Below are 21734 nucleotides of genomic sequence, written 5' to 3' on the forward strand. Positions count from 1 at the left end.
CCCATGAGCGACAGGGCTTCGTACGTCCTGGACGCAGCCAGGGCGGGCCTGCTGCCAAGGCCAGGGCGATTCCAGGAGCTTCTCGAGGCGTCCCTCCCCATCTCGGAGGAGCTCTTCGAGAAGCGTGGCTACGTCATCCGGCATCCCGTCGGGGATGACCTCCCGGCCCTGGTCCGGCTGGAGGAGTCCTGCTGGCCCGCGCCCCTGCGGATGACGGTGGAGTCGCTGCGCCACCGCGTGGAGCACACGCCACGGGAGCACTGTGTGCTCGCGGTGGAGGGCCGTGTGCTGGGCGTGCTCTACGCCCAACGGATCCTGGACACCGCTCCGCTGCTGTCCACCACCAGCACGGACGTGTGGCGGCTGCATGGTCCGGGCAGGCCCGTCGTTCAGTTGCTCGCGCTCAATGTCCTGCCCGAGGCCCAGTCGCAGGGGCTCGGGGATCAGTTGCTGGAGTTCATGCTCCAGTGGTGCACCGTGCGGCCGGACGTGGAGCGCGTCGTCGCGGTGACGCTCTGCCGCGACTACGGGCGACACTCGGACGTCCCCCTCGAGCGCTACATCCAGCAGCGGGAGGCGTCCGGCCTCCCACGCGACCCCATCCTGCGCTTGCACGCCAGCCACGGCGCGGCGATCCGCGGGCTCGTCCCCGGCTACAGGCCGGGTGATGTCAGCAACCTGGGCCACGGGGTCCTTGTCGAATACGACCTCCGGCACCGGCTGGAGTCACTCCACCAGACGCCCGCCCTGGCCGATGCGCCTGGATCCACGACCCGGAGCCTGGAGGCGGTGTCCGCCGCCATCGCGGACTCCGTGCGCGAGGTGCTCGGCGAGCGCGCAAGGGAGTTCACGTCCACGCGTGCCTGGGCGGACCTGGGTCTTGATTCGCTGGACCTCCACGGCCTGCGCACGCACCTGGGCCAGCAGTTGGGCGCCGCGCTCGACGTGACGAGCTTCTTCCGCTTCGGGACGCCTCTCGCCCTGGCGGAGATGCTGCACCGGGCGGCATCCGCATCCGGTGGGCGTGTCGCCGAGCCCACGGGCCCGGCGCGCTCCAGCCCGGTCGCGGAGGAGGACCGCCGGACTTCGCGCGCCGGACCGGAGCGACGAGGCGATCCCCACGATGAGCCGGTCGCGATCATCGGCATGGCGGTCCGGCTGCCTGGGCAGGTGGACGGCCTCGAGCGCTACTGGCAGCTGCTGCGCGACGGCGTGGACGCCATCACGGAGATCCCCCGCGAGCGCTGGGACGTCGAACGCTTCTACGCTCCGGAGCGCGACACGCCCGGCAAGATGGTGAGCCGGTACGGCGGGTTCCTCGAGGGCGTGGACCGGTTCGACGCTCGGTTCTTCGGGATTTCGCCGCGCGAGGCCGCGGCCATGGACCCTCAGCAGCGGCTGCTGCTGGAGGTGACCTGGGAAGCGCTGGAGCGGGCGGGCATCGCACCGGGCTCGCTCGCGGGGAGCGCCACCGGCGTCTTCGTCGGCATCTCCACCCATGACTACGAGCTGCTTCAGGTGCGCGCCGGGCGCTACCAGGAGCTGGACATCCACTTCGCGACGGGCAACGCCCCGTCCATCGCCGCCGGGCGCGTGGCGTACGCGCTCGGACTGCAGGGCCCTGCCCTCTCCATCGACACGGCGTGCTCCTCATCGCTGGTGGCCGTCCATGCCGCGTGCCAGAGCCTGCGCGCCGGTGAGAGCCACCTGGCCCTGGCCTCGGGCGTGAACCTGCTGCTCTCCCCAGAGCTCAGCATCACCTTCTCCAACGCCGGCATGCTCGCGGCGGACGGACGGTGCAAGACGTTCGACAGCGCCGCGGACGGCTACGTGCGCAGCGAGGGCTGCGGCGTCGTGGTGCTCAAGCGGCGCTCCGATGCGCTCGCGGACCGCGACCCCATCCTGGCCGTCATCCGGGGCACCGCCATCCGCCAGGACGGCGCCAGCAACGGCCTCACCGCGCCCAACGGGTTGTCCCAGGAAGCGGTCATCCGCGGTGCGCTCGCCATGGCGGGCGTCCGCCCGGATGAGGTCTCGTACGTCGAGGCACACGGCACGGGGACCTCTCTGGGAGACCCCATCGAAGTCAAAGCCCTGGCGAACGTCTACGGCGAGGGACGCTCCCGCACCTCCCCGCTTCGCATCGGCTCCGTCAAGACGAACCTCGGTCATACGGAGGCGGTCGCTGGACTCGCGGGCCTGGGCAAGGTGGTGCTCTCCCTCCAGCACGAGCGGATCCCCGCGCACCTGCATCTCGAAGAGCCCAACCCGCTCCTTCAGCTGTCGACCCTGCCGGTGGAGATCACACGCGAGGGCGCGGACTGGCCCCGCGACCCGGAGCGCAGGCGCCTCGCGGGGTTGAGCTCCTTTGGCTTCAGCGGGACGAACGCACACCTCGTCCTCGAGGAGCCGCCGCTCGTTCCGTCCGCGCCCGCGACCGAGGACCGGGAGCACCACCTGCTGGTGCTGTCGGCCCGCGACGAGCTGGCGCTCCGAGAGCTCGCCGGGAGCTACCAGCGCTACCTGGACTCGCGGCCGGCTTCGCTGGCGGACGTGTGCTTCACGGCTGGCGCGGGACGCGACCACTTCGCCCACCGGCTGGCGGTGGTGGGCGGCACGGCGGCGGAGGTGAGCGCCCGGCTCGGCGAGTTCTCTCGCACGGGCCATCACGAGGATGCCCCCGTCCCGGGGCCCGTGCTGGCCCGGAAGGCAGGACGGGACCGGGCGAAGGTGGCCTTCCTGTTCACCGGACAGGGCTCGCAGTACGCAGGCATGGGACAGCAGCTCTTCCAGACCCAGAAGACCTTCCGCCGCGCACTCGAGCACTGTGATGCGCTGCTTCGCCCGCTGCTGGAGCGCCCGCTGCTGGAGGTCCTCTTCCCCCTGGACGGGCCTTCTCCCCTGCTGCACGAGACGCTCTACACCCAGCCGGCGCTCTTCGCTTTCGAGTACGCCCTCGCACAGCTGTGGCGCTCCTGGGGCATCGAGCCCGACGTCGTCCTGGGCCACAGCGTGGGCGAGTACGCCGCCGCGTGCGTGGCGGGGGTGTTCAGCCTGGAGGATGGGCTGAAGCTCATCGCGACTCGCGCGAGGCTGATGCACGCGCTGCCGCCCGGCGGCGCGATGGTGGCCGTGCTCGCGGAAGAGGCGCGTGTCCAGGAGGCGCTTGCCTCCGCGGGGAGCGCCGTCGCGATCGCCGCCGTCAATGGCCCCAAGAGCGTCGTCATCTCGGGCCCGGAGGCGGCGGTGGAGGCGCTGGTCCGGGACTTCACGGCCCGCGGCATCACCTCCCGCCGGCTCCAGGTGTCCCACGCCTTCCACTCCCCGCTCATGGACGCGGTGCTCGACCCGTTCGAGCAGGCCGCCGCCGCGCTGACCCTTTCGCCCCCGCGCATTCCGCTCGTCTCCAACCTCACGGGGGCGCTCGCCAGCGCGGAGCTCACGCGCCCCTCCTACTGGCGCGAGCATGTCCGCCAGCCCGTGCGGTTCATGGCGGGAATGGAGGCGCTTGGCCGGCTCGGCTGTGAGCTCTTCCTGGAGGTGGGTCCGCAGCCCGTGCTCATCCAACTGGGCCGCACCTGTCTGCCCGAGCCCCACCGGCGCTGGCTGCCCAGCGTCCGTCCCGGCATCCCGGACTGGGAGCCGATGCTGCGCGGCCTCGGCGAGTTCTATGTGCGCGGCGCGGACATCCCGTGGGCGCGACTCGACGAGGAGTCGCGACGCCACAAGGTGCCGCTGCCCACCTACCCCTTCCAGCGCGAGCGCTTCTGGTTCACCCTGAAGGGCCCCTCTGAAGACGCTCGGACTGGGGCGCGTGGTACGGGCCGCGCCTCCCATTCGTTGCTCGGTCGGCTCGTGCGCTCCGCGGTTCCTCGCGAGGAGCGGATCTTCGAGAGCGTCCTCTCCTCCCACGCGCTGCCGCTCCTCGAGGACCACCGCGTCTTCTCCGTCCCCGTGGCGCCAGCCGCCGCGTACCTCGAGATGGCCCTCGCGGCGGGCCGCATCCACCTGGGTGCTCAGGCGCTCGAGGTGGAGGACCTGACGGTCCAACAAGCCCTGGTGCTCCAAGAGCAGCAGCGGACGGTACAGCTCGTCCTCCAACCGACGGGAGAGGGCTCCACGTCCTTCCAGGTGTTCAGCCTGGACGGTGACGGGACCGAGGGTGGCGGCGAGGACGCGGGGAACTGGGTGCTGCATGCCTCCGGTCGCCTGCGGACCGGTGAGGCTGCGTCCGAGGCGTCCCGCGTGGATGTTCCGGCGTTGCGCGCACGGCTTCCGGAGAACGTCTCCGTCGAGCAGTACTACGCCCAGTGCAGTGCCCGCGGCATCGACTATGGCCCCGCGTTCCGGGCAGTCGAGGCGCTGTGGCGCAAGCCTGACGAGGTGCTCGGCCGGATCCGCCTGCCCGCGGTCCTGGAGGATGCGGACGAAGCGGGCCGCCGCACCGTGTTGCTCGACGCGGCCTTCCAGGTCGTGGGCGCGGCGCTTCCCCGCGACGCCGAGGCGATCACATACCTGCCAGTGGGCTTGGAGCGGATGCGGCTCTCGGGTCCCCTCGAGCAGTCGCTGTGGTGCCATGCACGGCTGCGCACGGCGGGGGGCCGCGAGGCATTCTCGGCCGACATCCTGCTCATCGACAGCGCTGGGCTCGTCGTGGCCTCGCTGGAGGGATTCGCCCTCAAGCGCGCGGCCCGTGGCGCCGTGCGTCCCTCCGAACCGGAGTGGCGTCGCTGGCTGTACCAGGTGGAGTGGCGTCCCCAGGACCGCCACCCCATCCCCCAGGAGCCGGGCGGACTGCTGTCACCCGCGGAGCTCGATGCGCGGCTCTCAGCGGAGGCGGCCATGGCGAGCACCGCGGAGGGTCGCGCCCTCGCGCCGCTCGCGCAGCGCTTGGAGGCGCTGTGCGCCACGTTCTCCCAGCAGGCCCTCCTCCAGCTGGGTTGGACGGGCGAACCGGAGCGGCCGTTCACCCGGGATGAACTCGCCACCACGCTGGGGATTGTTCCGCGCCATTACCGGCTGCTGGGCGCCCTCCTCTCGCTGCTGACCGAGGAAGGACTCCTCGCGCGCCAGGGCGAGGGTTGGGTCGCCCGGGTCCCTCCCGTGTCCACCGACGCCGCCGTGGAGACCGCCGCGCTCCTGCGCGACTTCCCGCAGGCCTCGACCGAGCTCGAGGTGCTCTCGCGCTGCGGAAACAACCTGGCGGGCGTGCTTCGGGGCGACGTGCAGCCCCTGCAGCTGCTGTTCCCCGAGGCGGACACGTCGACGCTGACGCGGCTGTATCAGGAAGCGCCCACCTTCCGGGGCATGAACGCGCTCGTCGAGCGCACCGTTCAGCTCGCCCTCTCACGACTGCCTCCGGGGAGGCCGCTGCGCGTGCTGGAGATTGGCGCGGGCACCGGATCCATCACCGCGCGACTGCTGCCGCTGCTGCCCGCGGATCAGACGACCTACGTCTTCACCGACGTCAGCACCCTCTTCACCAGCCGGGCCGCGGAGCGCTTCAGCGCGTTTCCCTTCGTGCAATACAAGCTGCTCGACATCGAGTCAGCCCCCGGCGCGCAGGGCTTCCAGCCGCACACCTATGACCTGGTCCTGGCCGCCAACGTGCTGCACGCCACGGCGGAGCTGCGTCAGACGCTGCGACACGTCCTCCAGCTCCTGGCACCGGGCGGTGAGCTGGTCCTGCTCGAGGGCACGTCGAAGCGCCGGTGGATCGACCTCATCTTCGGACTGACCGAGGGCTGGTGGCGCTTCCAGGATCCAGAGCTGCGCGGATCCCATCCCCTGCTGTCAGCGCCGCGCTGGACGGCCCTGCTCGAAGAGGAGGGCTTTGAGCAGCCCGTGGCGCTCAGCCTGGAGGATGCCGTCCTCTTTCCTCAGTCCGTGCTCATCGCGCGGGCACCCAGCCTCGGTGCCCAGGCGGACGTGGCGCGGCGCTGGCTCATCCTCGCCGAGTCCTCGGGCACCGGCCGTGCCCTGGCCGAACGACTGCGGGCCTGGGGACAGCCGTGCACCCTGGCCCTTCCGGGGCCGGAGTACGCCCAGGTCGACGCGGAGACCTTCTCCGTGTCACCCGAGCGCCCTGACGACATGCGCCAGCTGCTGCGCACGCTCGGCCCCCAAGCGCTGCGCGGTGTGGTCCACCTCTGGAGCCTGGAGGCCGCCGACCTGCGGTCGCTCACGCCCGAGTCGCTGGAGGCTGCCTCGCACCAGTCTTGCGGCAGCGCCCTGCATCTGGTCCAGGCGCTTCTCGAAGCCGAACCGACGCAGCCTCCCGCGCTCTGGCTCGTGACCCGTGGCGCCTCCGCCGCGGGCCCCGTCCCGGAGCTCCCGGGCATCGCTCAAGCCCCCCTGGCTGGGCTGGCCAAGGTCATCGCGCTGGAGCACCCGGAGCTGCGCTGCGCCTGGGTGGATCTGGATCCGGGCGCCTCTGAGTCTTCCGGAGCGGACGAGCTCGCAGGAGAGCTCCTCGCCGAGGAGGGTGAGTCGCAGGTCGCGTTCCGGGGGCCATCACGCTTCACCGCCCGGCTCGTGCCCAGCCGCCAGCCGTGGAGCCCGGAGGGCACACCGCGATTCCTGCCGGACGCGGCGTATCTCATCACTGGTGGCTCGGGCGGATTGGGCCTGTTGGTGGCGCGGTGGCTCGTGGAGCGCGGTGCGCGCCATCTGGTGCTCCTCGGGCGCCGGGACATGGGACAGCTCCAGTCCGACGTGGCGGAGCTGGTGCGCGCTGGCGCACGCATCGACCTGGTGCGGGCGGACGTGTCCGATGCCGCCGCGTGCCGGGAAGTGGTGGCCCGGCTGACTCGCGAGGGCATCTCCCTGCGCGGTGTCATTCACAGCGCGGGGGTGCTCGAGGATGGGGCCCTGCGACAGCAGACGTGGGCGCGCTTCGCGAGCGTGCTCGCCCCCAAGGTGCAGGGGGCCTTCAACCTGCACGAGGCGACCCGGGATCAGCCGCTGGACTTCTTCGTCCTCTTCTCCTCCACGGCCTCGCTCATTGGCTCCGCCGGGCAGGCCAACCACTCGGCCGCCAATGCCTTCCTCGACGCGCTCGCCCATGCGCGCCGCGCCCAGGGGCTGCCCGCCCTGAGCATCAACTGGGGCGCCTGGTCGGAGGTGGGCGCCGCGGCCCGAAAGCAGGTGAGCGAGCGCTGGCGGGTCAAGGGGATTGGCACCATCGCTCCGGAGCAGGGACTCGCGGCGCTGGCGCACTTCTTCCTCCAGGGGGCGAGCCAGGTGGGCATCGCGCCCATCGACTGGCCGCGCTTCCTCTCTCAGCACGCACCGTCGCGCTTCTTCTCCGAGATGACTCCCACGACGGCGCGTGAGGAGCCCGAGGCGCGCGGAGAGGCGCTGCGCCGGATCCAGACGGCCGCCGCGCATGAGCAGCGGGATCTGCTCAAGCACCACGTGCAGGTTCAGGTCGCGAAGGTGCTCGGGTGGAGTTCGTCGGATCAGCTCCCTTCGGAGCAGGGCTTCTTCCAACTGGGCATGGACTCGCTGACGTCGGTCGAGTTGCGCAACCGCCTGCAGGCCAGCCTCGGATGCAAGCTCGCGGCGACCCTGGTCTTCGATCATCCGACGGTGGATGCGCTCGCGAGTCATCTGGCGGAGCGCGTGCTCGCCATGAAGGAGCCATCCACTCCCGACCCGCGTCGCTCGCCGGAGCCTCGGGAGGACGCCGGGCAGCTTGCCCTGGAATCCCTCTCACAGGATGAGCTCGCCGCGCTGCTGACCTCGAAGCTGGCATCGATGGAGCAGGGGGGGTGATGGAAGGGAAAGCCGCGGGCCCCGATTACGGGACGCTCATCAAGAATGCCCTGCTGAAGATCGACAGCCTCGAGGGCAAGCTCCACGAGCTCCAGCAGAGCCGGACCGAGCCCATCGCCATCGTCGGGATGGGGTGCCGCTTCCCCGGAGGCGCCGATACGCCCGAGTCCTTCTGGCGCCTGCTTCGCGATGGCGTGGACGCCATCACCGAGGTGCCACCGGCGCGCTGGCCCGTTGACGCGTACTACGACCCCAACCCCGAGACTCCGGCGGCCATGTACACCCGCCACGGGGCCTTCATCGGGGGCGTGGATCAGTTCGACGCGCCGTTCTTCGGGATCGCCCCGCGAGAGGCCGCGATGATGGACCCCCAGCAGCGTCTGCTGCTGGAAGTGGCCTGGGAGGCGCTGGAGCGCGGCGGCATCTCTCCCGCCTCGCTCTCCGGGAGCCGGACCGGGGTCTTCGTCGGCCTGATGAACGTCGATTACCTCCGGCTGACGAACCGTCCGGAGCTCGTCGACCTGTACTCCGCCACCGGCTCCTACCCGAGCGTGGCCGCGGGGCGGCTCTCTTATGTCCTCGGACTGAGAGGGCCGAGCCTCGTCGTCGACACCGCCTGTTCTTCGTCCCTGGTGGCGGTCCACCTGGCCTGCCAGAGCCTGCGGGCCCGGGAGTGCCAGCTGGCGCTGGCTGGCGGCGTGAACCTCATCCTCTCTCCCCTGCCCTACCTCCTCGAGTGCCGCGCCCGGATGCTGTCCCCCGACGGGCGGTGCAAGACGTTCGACGCCTCCGCGGACGGTTTCTCCCGGGGCGAGGGGTGCGGCGTCATCGTCCTCAAGCGGCTGTCGGACGCACTGGCCGATGGCAGCCCCATCCTGGCCCTCATCCGCGGCTCGGCGGTCAACCAGGACGGCCGCAGCAGTGGGCTGACGGTCCCCATGGGCCCCGCCCAGGAAGAGGTCATCCGGGACGCGCTCGCGAATGCTGGCGTCTCCGCGGCCGACGTTTCGCTCGTCGAAGCCCACGGCACGGGGACTCCCCTGGGCGATCCGATTGAACTCGGAGCGCTGGGGGCGACCTACGGCCAGGACCGCCCCGCGGATCAGCCGCTGCTCGTGGGCTCGGTGAAGACCAACATGGGTCATCTCGAGAGCGCGGCAGGCATCGCGGGCTTGATGAAGCTCGTGGTCTCTCTTCAGAACGCGGCCATCCCTCCGCACCTGCACCTGAGCCACCCCAATCCGCGGATCCCCTGGAGCGAGCTTCCGCTCGAGGTCCCCACGGCGTTGCGCCCCTGGCCGGCCAGCTCTCGGAGACGCCTGGCGGGGGTGAGCGCCTTCGGCTTCAGCGGCACCAACGCGCACGTGGTGCTCGAAGAGGCCCCGGCCCCCAAAGCCCTGGCCGCCGCTCCGCGAAGGGAACGCCCACCGCACCTGCTGGTGCTCTCGGCCGCGTCGGAGCCCGCGCTGCGGGCACAGGCAGACCGGTATGCCCGGCACCTGGAAGCCCATCCCGGCCAGGACCTGGGCGACCTCTGCTTCACCGCGAGCACAGGCCGTGCCCATCTGCCCTTCCGGCTCGGCGTGCGCGGGACCACCTCGGAGGAGCTGCGCTCGCGGCTGGACGCGCTCGCGCAAGGCCGTCAGGCGGAGACCTCGACGCAAGGGCGCGTGCAACCCGGCGCCTTGCCTCGGGTCGCATTCCTGTTCCCCGGTGAAGGCGCGCGTCCGACGGGCCTCGGGCGCGAGCTGTACGCGGGCCAGCCGATCTTCCGCGATGCCTTCGATGCGTGCGACCGGGCGCTGCGCGACGCGACCGGACTGTCCCTGATCGAGGCGCTTCACGCTTCCTCCGGTGAGGCACTCCTCCAAGAGCCCAGGTACGCCCATCCCGCGCGCTTCGCCTTCGAGGTCGCGCTGGCGCGGCTCTGGCTGTCATGGGGAGTTCCCCCCGCCTTCGCGCTGGGGGATGGCGTGGGCGAGTACGCCGCCGCCTGCGTGGCGGGGGTCTTCAGCATCGAGGACGGGCTGCGGCTGGTCGCCGCGCGCGCGGCGTTGGATCCACGGGCAGCGCTCGCTTCGGATGCCCGGGTCCCCGAGCTCGCGCGACTCGCGGCGGGCATCTCCTTCCACCCTCCGAAGCTCGGGCTCGTGTCGCATGTCACGGGCAGCCCCCTCCCCGCCAGCATCGCCCCCTTGGAGTACTGGTCCAGGTATCGCCCCAGCGCGGGTCACGCCGTACAGGGCATCGGGGCACTCGAGCGACAGGGGGCCGGCGTCATCCTCGAGCTGGGCCCTGGGGCCTCCGCCTCGGAGAAGGTCACGTGGCTGTCATGCCCGCGGCCCGCCGAGGAGGAGTCGATGACGCTCGAGCATGTGGCGACGCTCTACTGCCTGGGAGCGCCGATCGACTGGGCGGCGTTCCATCGCGGCGATTCGCGTCGCAAGGTCGTCCTCCCCACCTACCCGTTCCAGCGCCAGCGAAGCTGGTTCCAGGAGCCCGGAGGTTCCGACGCGCACGGCTCCACCACGGAGGTGATGGGGGCGACGGAAGCGGCGGCCACCCGGTTCCCGGGGCCCGAAGTCCTCGTCTCGCGGCTGCCCGCCGACCTCTGCGAGTCCCCTGCCCTGGAGTCCTCGAACGCACCCACCTCCGCGGATGACGGTCCGGTCGCCCAGGTGGAGGCCCTCTGCACCCGCTACATCGCCCGAGCCTTCGAAGCGCTGGGGGCGCCCCTGGTGCCCGGACAGTCCTTCACCTCCGAGGCCTGGGCGGAGCGACTGGGAGTGGTCGAGCGTCACCGCCGGCTGTTCGCGCGGTTGCTTGAGATGCTCGCCGAGGAGGGGCGCGTCGAGCGCAAGGGTGCCCATTGGGAGGTGCTGCGCGCCCCGGATCACGCTTCACCCGAGCAGCTGCTCGGCGCGCTGCGCTCCCGCTTCCCAGGCACCGAGCCGGAGCTGGCGCTGCTCGAGCGCAGCGGAGCACGGCTGGGCGCCGTCCTCGCGGGCCTACAGGATCCGCTGGAGCTCCTCTTCCCTGACGGAAGCCTCGACCTGGCCTCGCGCATCTACGAGTCCTCCGAGGGCGCACTGCAGATGAATCGGCTGGTGCAAGCGGCGCTCACCCCACTCCTGGAGCGACTGTCGCCGAAGCGTTCCCTGCGCGTGCTCGAGGTCGGGGCGGGCACTGGCGGGACGACGGCCGCGCTCCTGCCGCACCTGCCTGCCTCGCTCACGGAGTATGTGGCCACGGACGTCTCCGCCCGCTTCGCCACGCGCACGCAGGAGCGGTTCCACGCGTACCCCTTCCTCCGGTACGTCCCGCTGGACATCGAGCGCCCTCCCGAAGAGCAGGGTGTGGAGTCCCACGCGTTCGACCTGGTGGTGGCCTCGAACGTGCTGCATGCCACGGCCGAGCTGGAGCGGACGCTGCGGCATGTCCGGACGCTCCTGGCTCCGGGTGGCATCCTCCTGCTCATCGAGGCCACCGCGCCGCGCCGCTGGCTGGACCTGACGTTCGGCATGACGCGGGGCTGGTGGCGCTTCACCGACACCGCGCTGCGCCCGTCGCACCCGCTGCTCTCGCCTCGGCGCTGGCAGGCCCTGCTCGCGGAGTGTGGCTTCCCCAGCGTCGCCAGCGTCCACCCGGCAGGCAGCGCCCGCGCACTGCTCCAGCAGACACTGCTCGTCGCGAGGACCGACCCAGGCGCCCAGCGCGAGCCGGCGCCAGCACGCGCGCAGGCAGGGCGGATGGCGGGAGGCGTCACCCGCGTTGAAGTCCCGGCCAGCGTCGCCATGCCCCCGCCGGAGCACCTGCTGCGCACACTCGCGGAGACCCCCGCGCAGAAGCGACAGGCGGTGCTCACCACGCATGTCCGCGAGCAGGTGGCCTCCGTGCTGGGGCTCGGATCCGCGAGCGCCATCGACCCCCGGCAGGGTCTCTTCGACATGGGCATGGACTCGCTCACGGCGCTGGAGCTGAAGAACCGGCTCGAGCGCGGCACGGGTGCTTCCCTCTCCTCCACGCTGGCCATGGATCACCCGACCGTCGTCGCGCTCACGGAGCACCTGTGGACCGACGTGCTCGCGGTCCAACTGCATCATGAGCCCCGGAGCGAGGCGGGGCCCGTGGCGCCGCCCTCCCCGGCAAGGCGCGCGAAGACGGTGGCGCCCCCACAGGACGCACCGCACATGGCCACCGGGCTCACCCCGGACCTGGACGCCCTGCTCTCCCAGGTCGAGCAGACGTCGGAGCGCGACCTGACGAGACAACTCAAGACCGGGCGCCGATCGACGACGGCACCGGACACGAGCGAGGCGCCACCCGCGCCACCTCGAAATGGAGGGAGCGCGACATGAACCGCTCGCACCGGCTCTCCGCCATGTCGTCCGTCAAGCTCGCGTTCGCGGCCGAGCAGCTTCGGCCAGGGCTCGAGTTGCTCAACGCCACGCCCATCGCGATTGTCGGCATGGGCTGCCGCTTCCCCGGTGAGGCCACCACCCCGGAGGCTTTCTGGCGGGTGCTCCGCGACGGCGTGGACACCGTCACCGAGGTGCCTCGCGACCGCTGGGACATCGACGCCTGGTATTCGCCGGACCCGGACGTGCCCGGGAGGATGCACACCCGCAAGGGGGCGTTCCTCTCCACGCGCTCGGAGTTCGACGCGGACTTCTTCGGGATCTCTCCGCGCGAGGCGGCGAGCCTGGATCCCCAGCAGCGCCTCCTGCTGGAAGTGAGCTGGGAGGCGCTGGAGCGCGCGGGGATGGCCCCGGACCAGCTGGCCGGTTCGCTCACGGGCGTCTACGTGGGACTCAGCACCGGGGACTACGCGCAGCTCCTGGACACTCGCCCGCCCGAGTCCTTCGACGCCTACGCGTTCTCCGGCACCGCGCACAGCATGGCCGCGGGACGATTGTCGTACCACCTGGGACTTCAGGGACCGAGCGTGGCCCTGGATGCCGCGTGCGCTTCGTCCCTCGTCGCGGTGCACCTGGCCTGTCAGGCCCTTCGCGCTGGCGGGTGTGATCTGGCGCTCGCGGGCGGAGTGAACCGGCTGCTCTCGGCCCAGTTCCACCTCAACTTCTCGCAGGGGCGGATGCTGGCGCCGGATGGACGGTGCAAGACCTTCGACGCCGCCGCGGACGGTTATGTGCGCGGAGAGGGCGCGGGAATCGTCGTCCTGAAGCGGCTCGCGGACGCGCTGAGGGATCAGGATCCCATCGTCGCGGTCATCCGCGGCTCCGCCGTCAACCAGGACGGACGCAGCAGTGGCCTGACGGTGCCCAATGGCCCCGCCCAACAGGCCGTCATCCGGCAGGCCCTGCAGGGCGCCGGCGTGAACCCGGAGCAGGTGGACTACGTGGAGGCCCATGGCACCGGCACCTCGCTCGGAGATCCCATCGAGCTGGGAGCCCTGGGCGCCGTCTTCGGCCCGCGTCCCCCCGAGCAGCCGCTGCTCGTGGGTTCGGTCAAGACGAACATCGGGCACCTCGAGGCCGCGGCCGGCATCGCGGGGTTGATCAAGGTCGCCCTCGCGCTCCAGCACGGGGAGATCCCCGCGCACCTGCACCTGAGCCAGCCCAACCCGCACGTGCCCTGGGACCGGCTCCCCATCCAGATCCCGACGCAGCACCAACCCTGGCCCTCGACCCACGGACGCCGCATCGCGGGGATCAGCTCCTTCGGGTTCAGCGGCACCAACGCCCACGTGTTGCTGGAGAGCGCTCCCGGCACGGCCCCCGCGCCACAGGAGGAGGAAGAGCAGGAGCCCCCCCTGGAGCGCCCCCTCCACCTGCTCACCCTGTCGGCGCGCGGCGCTCCCGCGCTCCAGCAGCTCGCCGCGCGCTTCGCGGGCCGGCTGCGAGCCGAACCGTCGCTCGCCCTCGCTGATGCGTGCTTCAGCGCGAACACCGGACGCGCGCACCTGCCCCATCGCCTCGGCGCGTTCGCGGGCACGGGCGAGGCGCTGGCCGCACAGCTCGAGGCGTTCGCCTCGGGCGCACCTTCCGCGCTCCTCACCGGTCAGGCTCCGGCGGAGCCGCCCGAGGTGGCCTTTCTCTTCACCGGCCAGGGGTCCCAGTACCCGGACATGGGCCGCAAGCTGTACGAATCCCAGCCCGTCTTCCGCGAGAGCATGGAGCAGTGCGACGCGCTGCTGCGTCCCCTCCTCGAACGCCCCCTCCTGGACGTGCTGTACCACGCGCCCCAGGCACACCCGCTGCTGCACCAGACGGCCTACACCCAGCCGGCGCTGTTCGCGATCGAGTACGCACTCGCGGAGCTCTGGAAGTCGTGGGGCATCGTGCCCGGGGCGGTGCTGGGTCACAGCGTCGGTGAGTACGCGGCGGCTTGCGTGGCAGGGGTGTTCAGCCTGGAGGATGGGCTGAAGCTGATCGCCGAGCGTGGGCGCCTGATGCAGGAGCTGCCCGAGCGCGGCACCATGGCGGCCGTCTCCGCGAGCCCCGCGCGCGTGGAGCAGGCGCTGGGAGCGGACCGGGGCGCGTGTGCCATCGCCGCGCTCAACGGCCCGGAGAGCGTGGTCATCTCTGGCAGCGAGCGAGCCGTCGACGCGGTGGTCGCGCGGCTCACGGCGCAGGGGATCCGCTCGGCGCGGTTGCAGGTCTCCCACGCCTTCCACTCGCCCCTGATGGAGCCGATGCTGCCCGCGTTCGAGCGCGTGCTGCGCACCATGACGCTCTCACCGCCGAGCCTGGAGTTGATCTCCAACGTCGGTGGCGGGGTCGCGACGGCCGAGGTCGCGACGGCCGGATACTGGTGTCGTCACGTGCGCCAGCCCGTGCGGTTCGCTGAAGGCGTCCAGTCCCTGGTCCAACGCGGGTTCCGCGTGTTCGTCGAGTTGGGGCCCAAGCCCACGCTGTCGAGTCTGGGGCGGCTGTGCGCACCGGATGCCGACCTGCTCTGGCTGGCCAGCCTGAGACAGGGCCGGGACGACTGGCAGACCCTGCTGGAGAGCCTGGGCTCGCTGTATGTGCGCGGGGCGCCGGTGGACTGGGCGGGGTTCGACCAGGGCTACGCCCGCCACAAGCGCGTCCTGCCCACCTACCCCTTCCAGCGGAAGTCCTTCTGGTTCGAGGCGACTGGCGACGCGCGGGTCCGTGCCCCCTCCTCGCGCGATGAAGGTCGGCCAGCGGGACACACGCCGCTCACCTCGCTGCTCGAGTCCGGCGACGTGCGTGGCCTCGCCGAGCATCTGCGCCGTGGCGGCGCGCTCACCGGAGCGGCGCTGGAGACGCTGCCCCAGGTGGCGGAAGCGCTCGTGCGCGAGCACCAGCGCCAGCGGTCGGAGGCGGAGATGGCCTCGACGCTGTACCGCGTCTCCTGGAGTCCCACGCCCCCCGGACAGGTCCTGACCACCGCCCGGAACACGGGGGAGTGGCTGATCCTCGCGGACCGAGGCGGCCTGGGCCGCGCGCTGGCGACCCGGCTGGAGGCGCGGGGCGAGCACTGCATGCTGGCCACCGCGGAGGACCTGCTGGGGCCGTCCTCACAGGAGCCGGGACTGGCGCCGTCCGCCGTGCTCGCGCGTTGGCTCCAGGGCTTCGGGACTCCGGGCAGACCGCCCCTCGCGGGCATCGTCTATCTCTGGGCGCTGGATGCTCCCGACCCGGAGGGACTGGACGCCGCCACATTCGACATCGCGCAGCGCTCGACGTGTGACGGAGTGCTGTGGCTGCTCCAAGAGCTCGGCAAGCGGACCCAGGCCGTGCAGCCGCCGCTCTGGTGCGTGACTCGCGGCGTGCATGCGCCAGGCGGAGAGCCCGGCCCGCGCTCCGTGGCCCAGGCTCCGCTGTGGGGGCTCGCGGGGGTGGCCAGCCTGGAGCACCCGGAGCTGCGGGTGCGATTGATCGACGTGGCCTCCGATGGGACCCATGACGATGTCGCCGCGGGGCTCGACGCCGAGCTGCGCTCCCCTGACGACGAGGACCGCCTCGCCTTGAGGCGCGGGCAACGCTACGCGGCCCGGCTGGAGCCCCTTCCATTCGAGGCGCCTCCCCCGCTCGTATTCAATGCTCGCGCCAGCTACCTGATCACCGGAGGCCTGGGCGGCATCGGGCTGGCCGTCGCGGCCTGGATGGTGCGGCAGGGAGCGCGGCACCTGGTCCTCATGGGCCGCTCCGGATCCGCATCGAGCACGGCGCGGGAGGCCGTCGAGTCGCTGGAGCTCGCGGGTGCCCAGGTCCTGGTCTTCCCGGGTGACGTCTCGCGACCCGAGGATGTCACCGGGGTGCTCGCGGCGTTGAAGGCCCGCTTCCCGCCCCTGCGCGGGGTCGTGCATGCGGCGGCCGTCCTCGACGACGGGACCCTGCGGCAGCAGACCCCCGAGCGCTTCCAGCGGGTGCGGCGACCCAAGGCCGACGGCGCCTGGAACCTGCACCTCGCCACGCGCCACGAGGCCCTGGACTTCTTCGTCTGCTTCTCCTCCGCGGCGGCCCTGCTCGGCGCGCCCGGCCAGTCGAACTACGCCGCCGCCAACGCCTTCCTCGATGCGCTGGCGCGCTACCGGCGCGGACTCGGGCTGCCCGGGTTGAGCATTGGCTGGGGCCCCTGGAAGGACCTGGGGATGGCCGCTGGACTCGACGCGCACAGCCGCCAGCGCATGGCGGACGAAGGGCTCGGAGCGCTCGAGACGGCCCAGGGACTCCAGGCGCTCGGAGCGCTGCTGTCCTCGCGCGAGCCTGACGTCGCCGTGCTGCCCATCGACTGGAGCACCTTCGCCTCCCGGGCCCGGCCCCGGATGCCGCTGCTGCGGCGACTCCGAGACGGCGCACCCTCCGGCGGTGCACCCGCGGAGGACACGGGGCCTTCCTGGCGACAGCGCTGGGGGTCGACACCCGCGACCGAGCGCCCCGGCTTCCTCCACACGTACGTGCGCGGTCAGGTGGCCCGCATCCTCAGGTGGGAGCCAGAGCAGCCCATGGACGCGCAGCGGGGCTTCGCGGAGATGGGCATGGACTCACTGATGGCCGTGGAGCTGCGCAACCGGCTCCAGAAGGATCTGGGCCAGCCGCTCTCCGCGGCGCTCATCTTCAACTATCCGCGCATCGAGGCGCTGGCGCAGCACCTCCAGGACGTCCTGCTCTCGGCTGAAAGCCCTCCGGAGTCACCGAGCGCCCCAGTTGGAGCCGGCCCGGAGGACCCCCGCGGCGGCGAGGCCCCCACGCTCTCGCCGGAAGAGCTCATCGCGCGCATCGCCCGGAAGTACCAGACGCACGGCTAGGGGAACGTCATGGGTCAAGAGTCCACGCTCGCACAGCAGAGGGCCCTGGAGCAGGCGCTCTTCGTCATCGAGAAGCTCGAGGCCAACGAGCGCGCCCGCGCCGAGCCCATCGCCATCGTGGGCATGGGCTGCCGCTTCCCTGGCGCGGAGGACCCCGAGGCCTTCTGGCGGCTGCTGCACCAGGGCCAGGAGGCCGTGGGCCCCATCCCCGCGGACCGTTGGGACGTCGAGTCCTACTTCGACCCCGACCCTGAGCGGCCCGGGAAGATGTACACCCGGTCCGGCTCGTTCCTGAAGCATGTGGATCAGTTCGATCCGCTCTTCTTTGGCATCTCTCCCCGTGAGGCCGCGAGCCTGGATCCGCAGCAGCGGCTGATGCTGGAGGTCTGCTGGGAGGCCTTCGAGAACGCGGCCCAGGTCCCCAGCCGCCTCGCGGGCAACCGGATCGGGACCTTCGTCAGCATCGGGCAGAGCGACTATGCGCTGTTCCAGCTCCTCTCTCCGGACCCGACCCGCATCACCGCGTGGGCGGGGACCGGGAGCGGACTGAGCTTCGCGGCCGGGCGGCTGTCTCATGCCTTGGGACTCCAGGGCCCAAGCCTCGTGGTGGACACCGCCTGCTCCTCTTCGCTGGTGGCGGTCCATCTGGCCATCCAGAGCCTGCGCAACGGAGAGTGCCGGCTGGCGCTCGCCGGAGGCGTGCAGCTCATCCTCGCCCCGGAGGTGATGCTGTTCCTGAGCCGGGCCCGCGCCCTGTCGCCGGACGGCCGCTGCAAGACGTTCGACGCCTCGGCCGATGGCTACGGGCGCGGCGAGGGCTGCGGCGCGGTGGTGCTCAAGCGGCTGTCGGACGCACTCCAGGACGAGGATGAGATCCTGGCGGTGATCCGCGGCTCCGCGGTGAACCACGACGGGCCCAGCAGCGGGCTCACGGTGCCCAACGGACTGGCCCAGCAGGCGCTGATCCGCCAGGCGCTCGAGATCGCCCGCGTCGCCCCCAGCGAGGTGAGCTACGTCGAGGCCCACGGCACCGGAACGCGGCTGGGAGATCCCATCGAGTTCGAGGCCCTGGGCGCTGTCTTCGGCCCCGCGCACTCTCCGGAGCAACCGCTCTGGGTCGGCTCGGTGAAGACCAACATCGGCCACCTGGAGCCCGCGGCCGGCATCGCCAGCCTGATCAAGGTCGCCCTGGCGCTGCGCCATGGAGAGATTCCGCCGCACCCGAGCTTCGAGCGCCCGAGCGAACACATCCCCTGGGATCGCTTCCCCCTCCGGGTGCCCACCTCCCCCATCCCGTGGGACAGGCGTGGCAAGCGGATCGCGGGGATCAGCGCCTTCGGGTTGAGTGGAACCAACGCGCACCTGGTGCTCGAAGAGGCGCCAGCGAGGCCCGCGCGCCCGGTCCCCACTCCCCGGGCCTCCCTGCTGATGCTGTCGGCCCGGAGCCCGGAGGCCCTGGATCAGCTCGCGGAGCGCTTCCAGCACCACCTCATCGCGCACCCGGAGCTCTCCGCGCACGACGTCTGCTACAGCGCGAGCACCGGACGCGCCCACTTCCCCTACCGCCGCGCCGTCGTTGGCGCGTCCGCGGCGGAGCTGGCCCAGGAGCTCGCGCGGCGCGCCTCACGCAATGGCAGTCCCCCGGAGCAGTCCGCGCACCTCACCGGGGACGGGCGGGACGAGCCACGGCGGCTCCTGTCCAGCCTGGGCGCGCTGTACGAGCGTGGGGGTGAGGTCTCCTGGGCTTCGCTGCCTGATGCGGCGAAGGGCCGGCGAGTCCCGCTTCCCACCTATCCCTTCCAGCGCATGCGGTACTGGTGCGACCCGCCCACCCGACCGGCAGCGCGTCCCGCGTCCAGCGTGGCGTCGCCCATTCCTGGCCGGCGTGTGCACTCGCCGCTGATCGGCCAGACCCTGTTCGAGAGCCGGATCGGCGTGGAGGAGCTGCCCTTCCTCAAGGACCACATCGTCTTTGGAGAGGTCACGGTCCCTGGCGCCAGCCATCTGGCCCATGTGCTCGCCATCTCCGGGCAGGTGCATGGCGGGCGGGGCAGCGTGCTCGAGCACGTCTCCTTTCCCCAGGCGCTCGTGCTGCCCGAGGGCAGGATCCGCGACCTCCAGGTGGTGCTGAGTCCCGAAGGCACCGCGAGGGACAGCTTCACCGTGCTGACGCTCGAACCCGACGCGGACGGAGCGCGCGTCGAGTGGACCTCCCACGCGACGGGCCGCGCGCGGGCAGCGAGCGCCCATGACACCGACGGGGCCGCGCTCGAGCGGCTCCCGCTCGCGGAGCTGCGTGCGGGCTTCACCGAAGCCCTCGACCCTGGCTCGTTCTTCAGCTCCATCCGCCGTCGAGGAATCGACCTTGGGCCAGGCTTCCAATGGCACCGGGCGCTGTGGCGGCGCGGCCAGGAAGCCCTCGGCCGCATGGAGGTGCCCGAGGCACTGACTCCAGAGGAGCGCTACCCGCTCCACCCTGCCCTGCTGGACTCCTGCTTCCAGCTCTTGCTGGCGGCGCTGACACCCGACGCGTCCGGCGAGCTGCCGACGTTCGTTCCCTTCAGCATCGAGCGCCTGCGCCTCCATGGCCGCCCCACGCACTTCCCGCTCTGGTGCCATGTGCGGCTGCGCCGGGCGGAGAGCCGCACGGAGGAGACGCTGGTGGGAGACATCCGCCTCGTCGACGCGCGGGGCCAGGAGATCGCCGAGGTCGACGGCTTCGTCGGCCGTCGGGTGAGCCCCGAGCTGCTGCACGGACTCCAAGGCCGGGAGCGCGACTGGCTCCATGAGATGACCTGGGAGCCCGCCGAGCCGTCACCGCGCCCTGCTTCCCCGCGCGAGCCCGGCCGCTGGCTGATCCTCGCGGACCCAGGCGGCGTCGGCCTCCGGCTCGCGGAGGAGCTGCGCGCGCGGGGTGAGGCGTGCGTGCTGCTCTTCGAGCGCGCGGGCCCTCACACCGAGGGACCGGATCGACTCGTGCTCGACCTGTCGGAGCCACGGTCCGCCGAGCAGCTCCTCCAGCGCCTCGTGCGCGAGCACGCACCTCGGGGGCTCGTCCACCTCTGGAGCCTGGACGCCCATGTCGACGAGACGACCTCGAGCGACACCTTGCGCGAGCTGCACCTGCGCGGCTGCGGGAGCGTGCTCCAGTTGCTGCGCCTCCTGGTCGCCGGGGAAGGCGTGTCCCCTCCCAGGCTGTGGCTTGGCACGTGCGGCGCGCAGGTGGTCGGCGCGACGCGCTCGCCGGTGGAGCCCGCCCAGGCTTCCGTATGGGGCCTCGGGCGAGTCCTCGCGCTCGAACACCCGGAGCTGCGGTGCGTGCGCTTCGACCTGGGACCCACCCGGACACGGGAGGACCTGACCGCGCTGGCGCTGGCGCTCGTGGAGCCGGACGAGGAGGAAGAGTTCGCCCTGCGCGAGGGCATGCGTTACGTGGCGCGGCTCTCCCCCGTGGCCCCGGCTGCCGGTGCACGGACCGTGGAGCTTCGCCCGGAGGCCGGCTACCTCGTGACGGGAGGGCTCGGCGCGCTGGGGCTGCACGTCGCACGCTGGCTGGTGGAGCGCGGCGCCCGGCACCTGGCCCTGGTGGGCCGTCGCGCCTCGTCCCCTACCGCGGAGCAGCGCCAGGGGCTCGACGCGCTCGAAGCCGCTGGCGCCACGGTGCTGCTCCTGGAGGCGGACCTCTCCCGTCCGGACGCGGTGCAGGACCTCTTCACGCGGCTGGCCGACTCCTTCCCGCCCCTGCGCGGTGTGGTGCATGCCGCTGGGATCAATGACGACGGCGTGTTGCTGCAACTGCCCTGGGAGCGCTTCGAGCGCGCGCTGGCCCCCAAGGTGATGGGGAGCTGGCTCCTGCACGCCGCGACCCGGTCGATGCCGCTCGACTTCTTCGCGTGCTTCTCGTCGGCGGCCGCGCTCCTGGGCTCCGCGGGCCAGGGCAACTACGCGGCGGCGAACGCCTTCCTCGACGGCCTCGTGGCCTACCGCCATTCGCTCGGGCTGCCCGGGCTCGGCATCAACTGGGGGCCCTGGGCCGGCGCGGGGATGGCCGCCAACCTGGGCGTCCGCGACCGCGCCCGCTGGGAGCACCTGGACATCCGCGCCCTGACGCCCGCCGAAGGCATGCGGGCCTTCGAGGTGTTGCTCGCGTCGGAGCGAGCCCAGGTGGCGGTGCTCCCCCGCCAGCGGAGATCCCTCCCGGCCCACGGGGACGCGCCTCCTCCGCCACGCTGGCTGTCGCGCTTCGTGCGCACGGCGCCAGCGCCCCAGGGGCCCTCGCCCGCGCAGCCGACGCGGACGCTGGAGGCACGGCTCGCGGGCCTGTCTCCCGAGGAGGCGGAGCGGGACCTGCTCGAGGTGCTTCAGGCCGAAGCGGCGCGGGTGCTCGGGCTGTCCGCGGGACAGGCCGCGCCCACGGACCAGAGCCTCTTCGAGCTGGGTCTGGACTCCCTGATGGCGCTCGAGCTGCGCAACCACCTGCAAGCCCGCGCCGGCAAGCCGCTCTCCTCGACCCTGCTCTTCGATCACCCGTCCATCAACGACCTGATGGCCCACTTGAAGGAACGGCTCTTCACACCGCGGAGCCCAGCCGCATCCACCGTCCCCCAGCAGGTCTCGAAAACCGCCCCCGCGCCGCGCGAGGACGTCGCTCAGCTCTCCGAGGGAGAGCTCGAAGCGCTCCTCCTGAAGAAGATCGCGTCGCTGGAGCGAAAGAGGTGAG

At 71.9% G+C, this 21734-nt stretch carries 4 protein-coding genes; all 4 read left to right on the top strand.

What is annotated here, in order from left to right:
• The first annotated feature begins 3 nt into the window (after positions 1-3).
• Genes GTY96_RS33305 through GTY96_RS33320 form a run of 4 tightly spaced genes read left to right on the top strand, consistent with a single transcriptional unit; the run spans position 4 to position 21733 of the window.
• Complete coding sequence (locus GTY96_RS33305; protein ID WP_161666816.1) at positions 4-7776, top strand: type I polyketide synthase; 7773 nt, start codon at positions 4-6, stop codon at positions 7774-7776.
• Positions 7776-12134: a type I polyketide synthase gene (locus GTY96_RS33310; RefSeq protein WP_161666817.1), complete on the top strand. Its 4359-nt coding sequence runs from the start codon at positions 7776-7778 to the stop codon at positions 12132-12134. Before GTY96_RS33305 ends, GTY96_RS33310 begins: the two co-directional genes overlap by 1 nt.
• Positions 12131-17014 (top strand): type I polyketide synthase, encoded by a 4884-nt coding sequence (locus GTY96_RS33315; protein WP_161666818.1) that lies wholly within the window; start codon positions 12131-12133, stop codon positions 17012-17014. Before GTY96_RS33310 ends, GTY96_RS33315 begins: the two co-directional genes overlap by 4 nt.
• 9 nt (positions 17015-17023) lie before the next feature.
• A complete protein-coding gene (locus GTY96_RS33320; RefSeq protein WP_161666819.1) occupies positions 17024-21733 on the top strand; it encodes an SDR family NAD(P)-dependent oxidoreductase in 4710 nt (1569 codons plus the stop codon).
• Position 21734 lies beyond the last annotated feature (1 nt).

It is taken from the genome of Corallococcus silvisoli, from assembly GCF_009909145.1.
Lineage (GTDB): Bacteria > Myxococcota > Myxococcia > Myxococcales > Myxococcaceae > Corallococcus > Corallococcus silvisoli.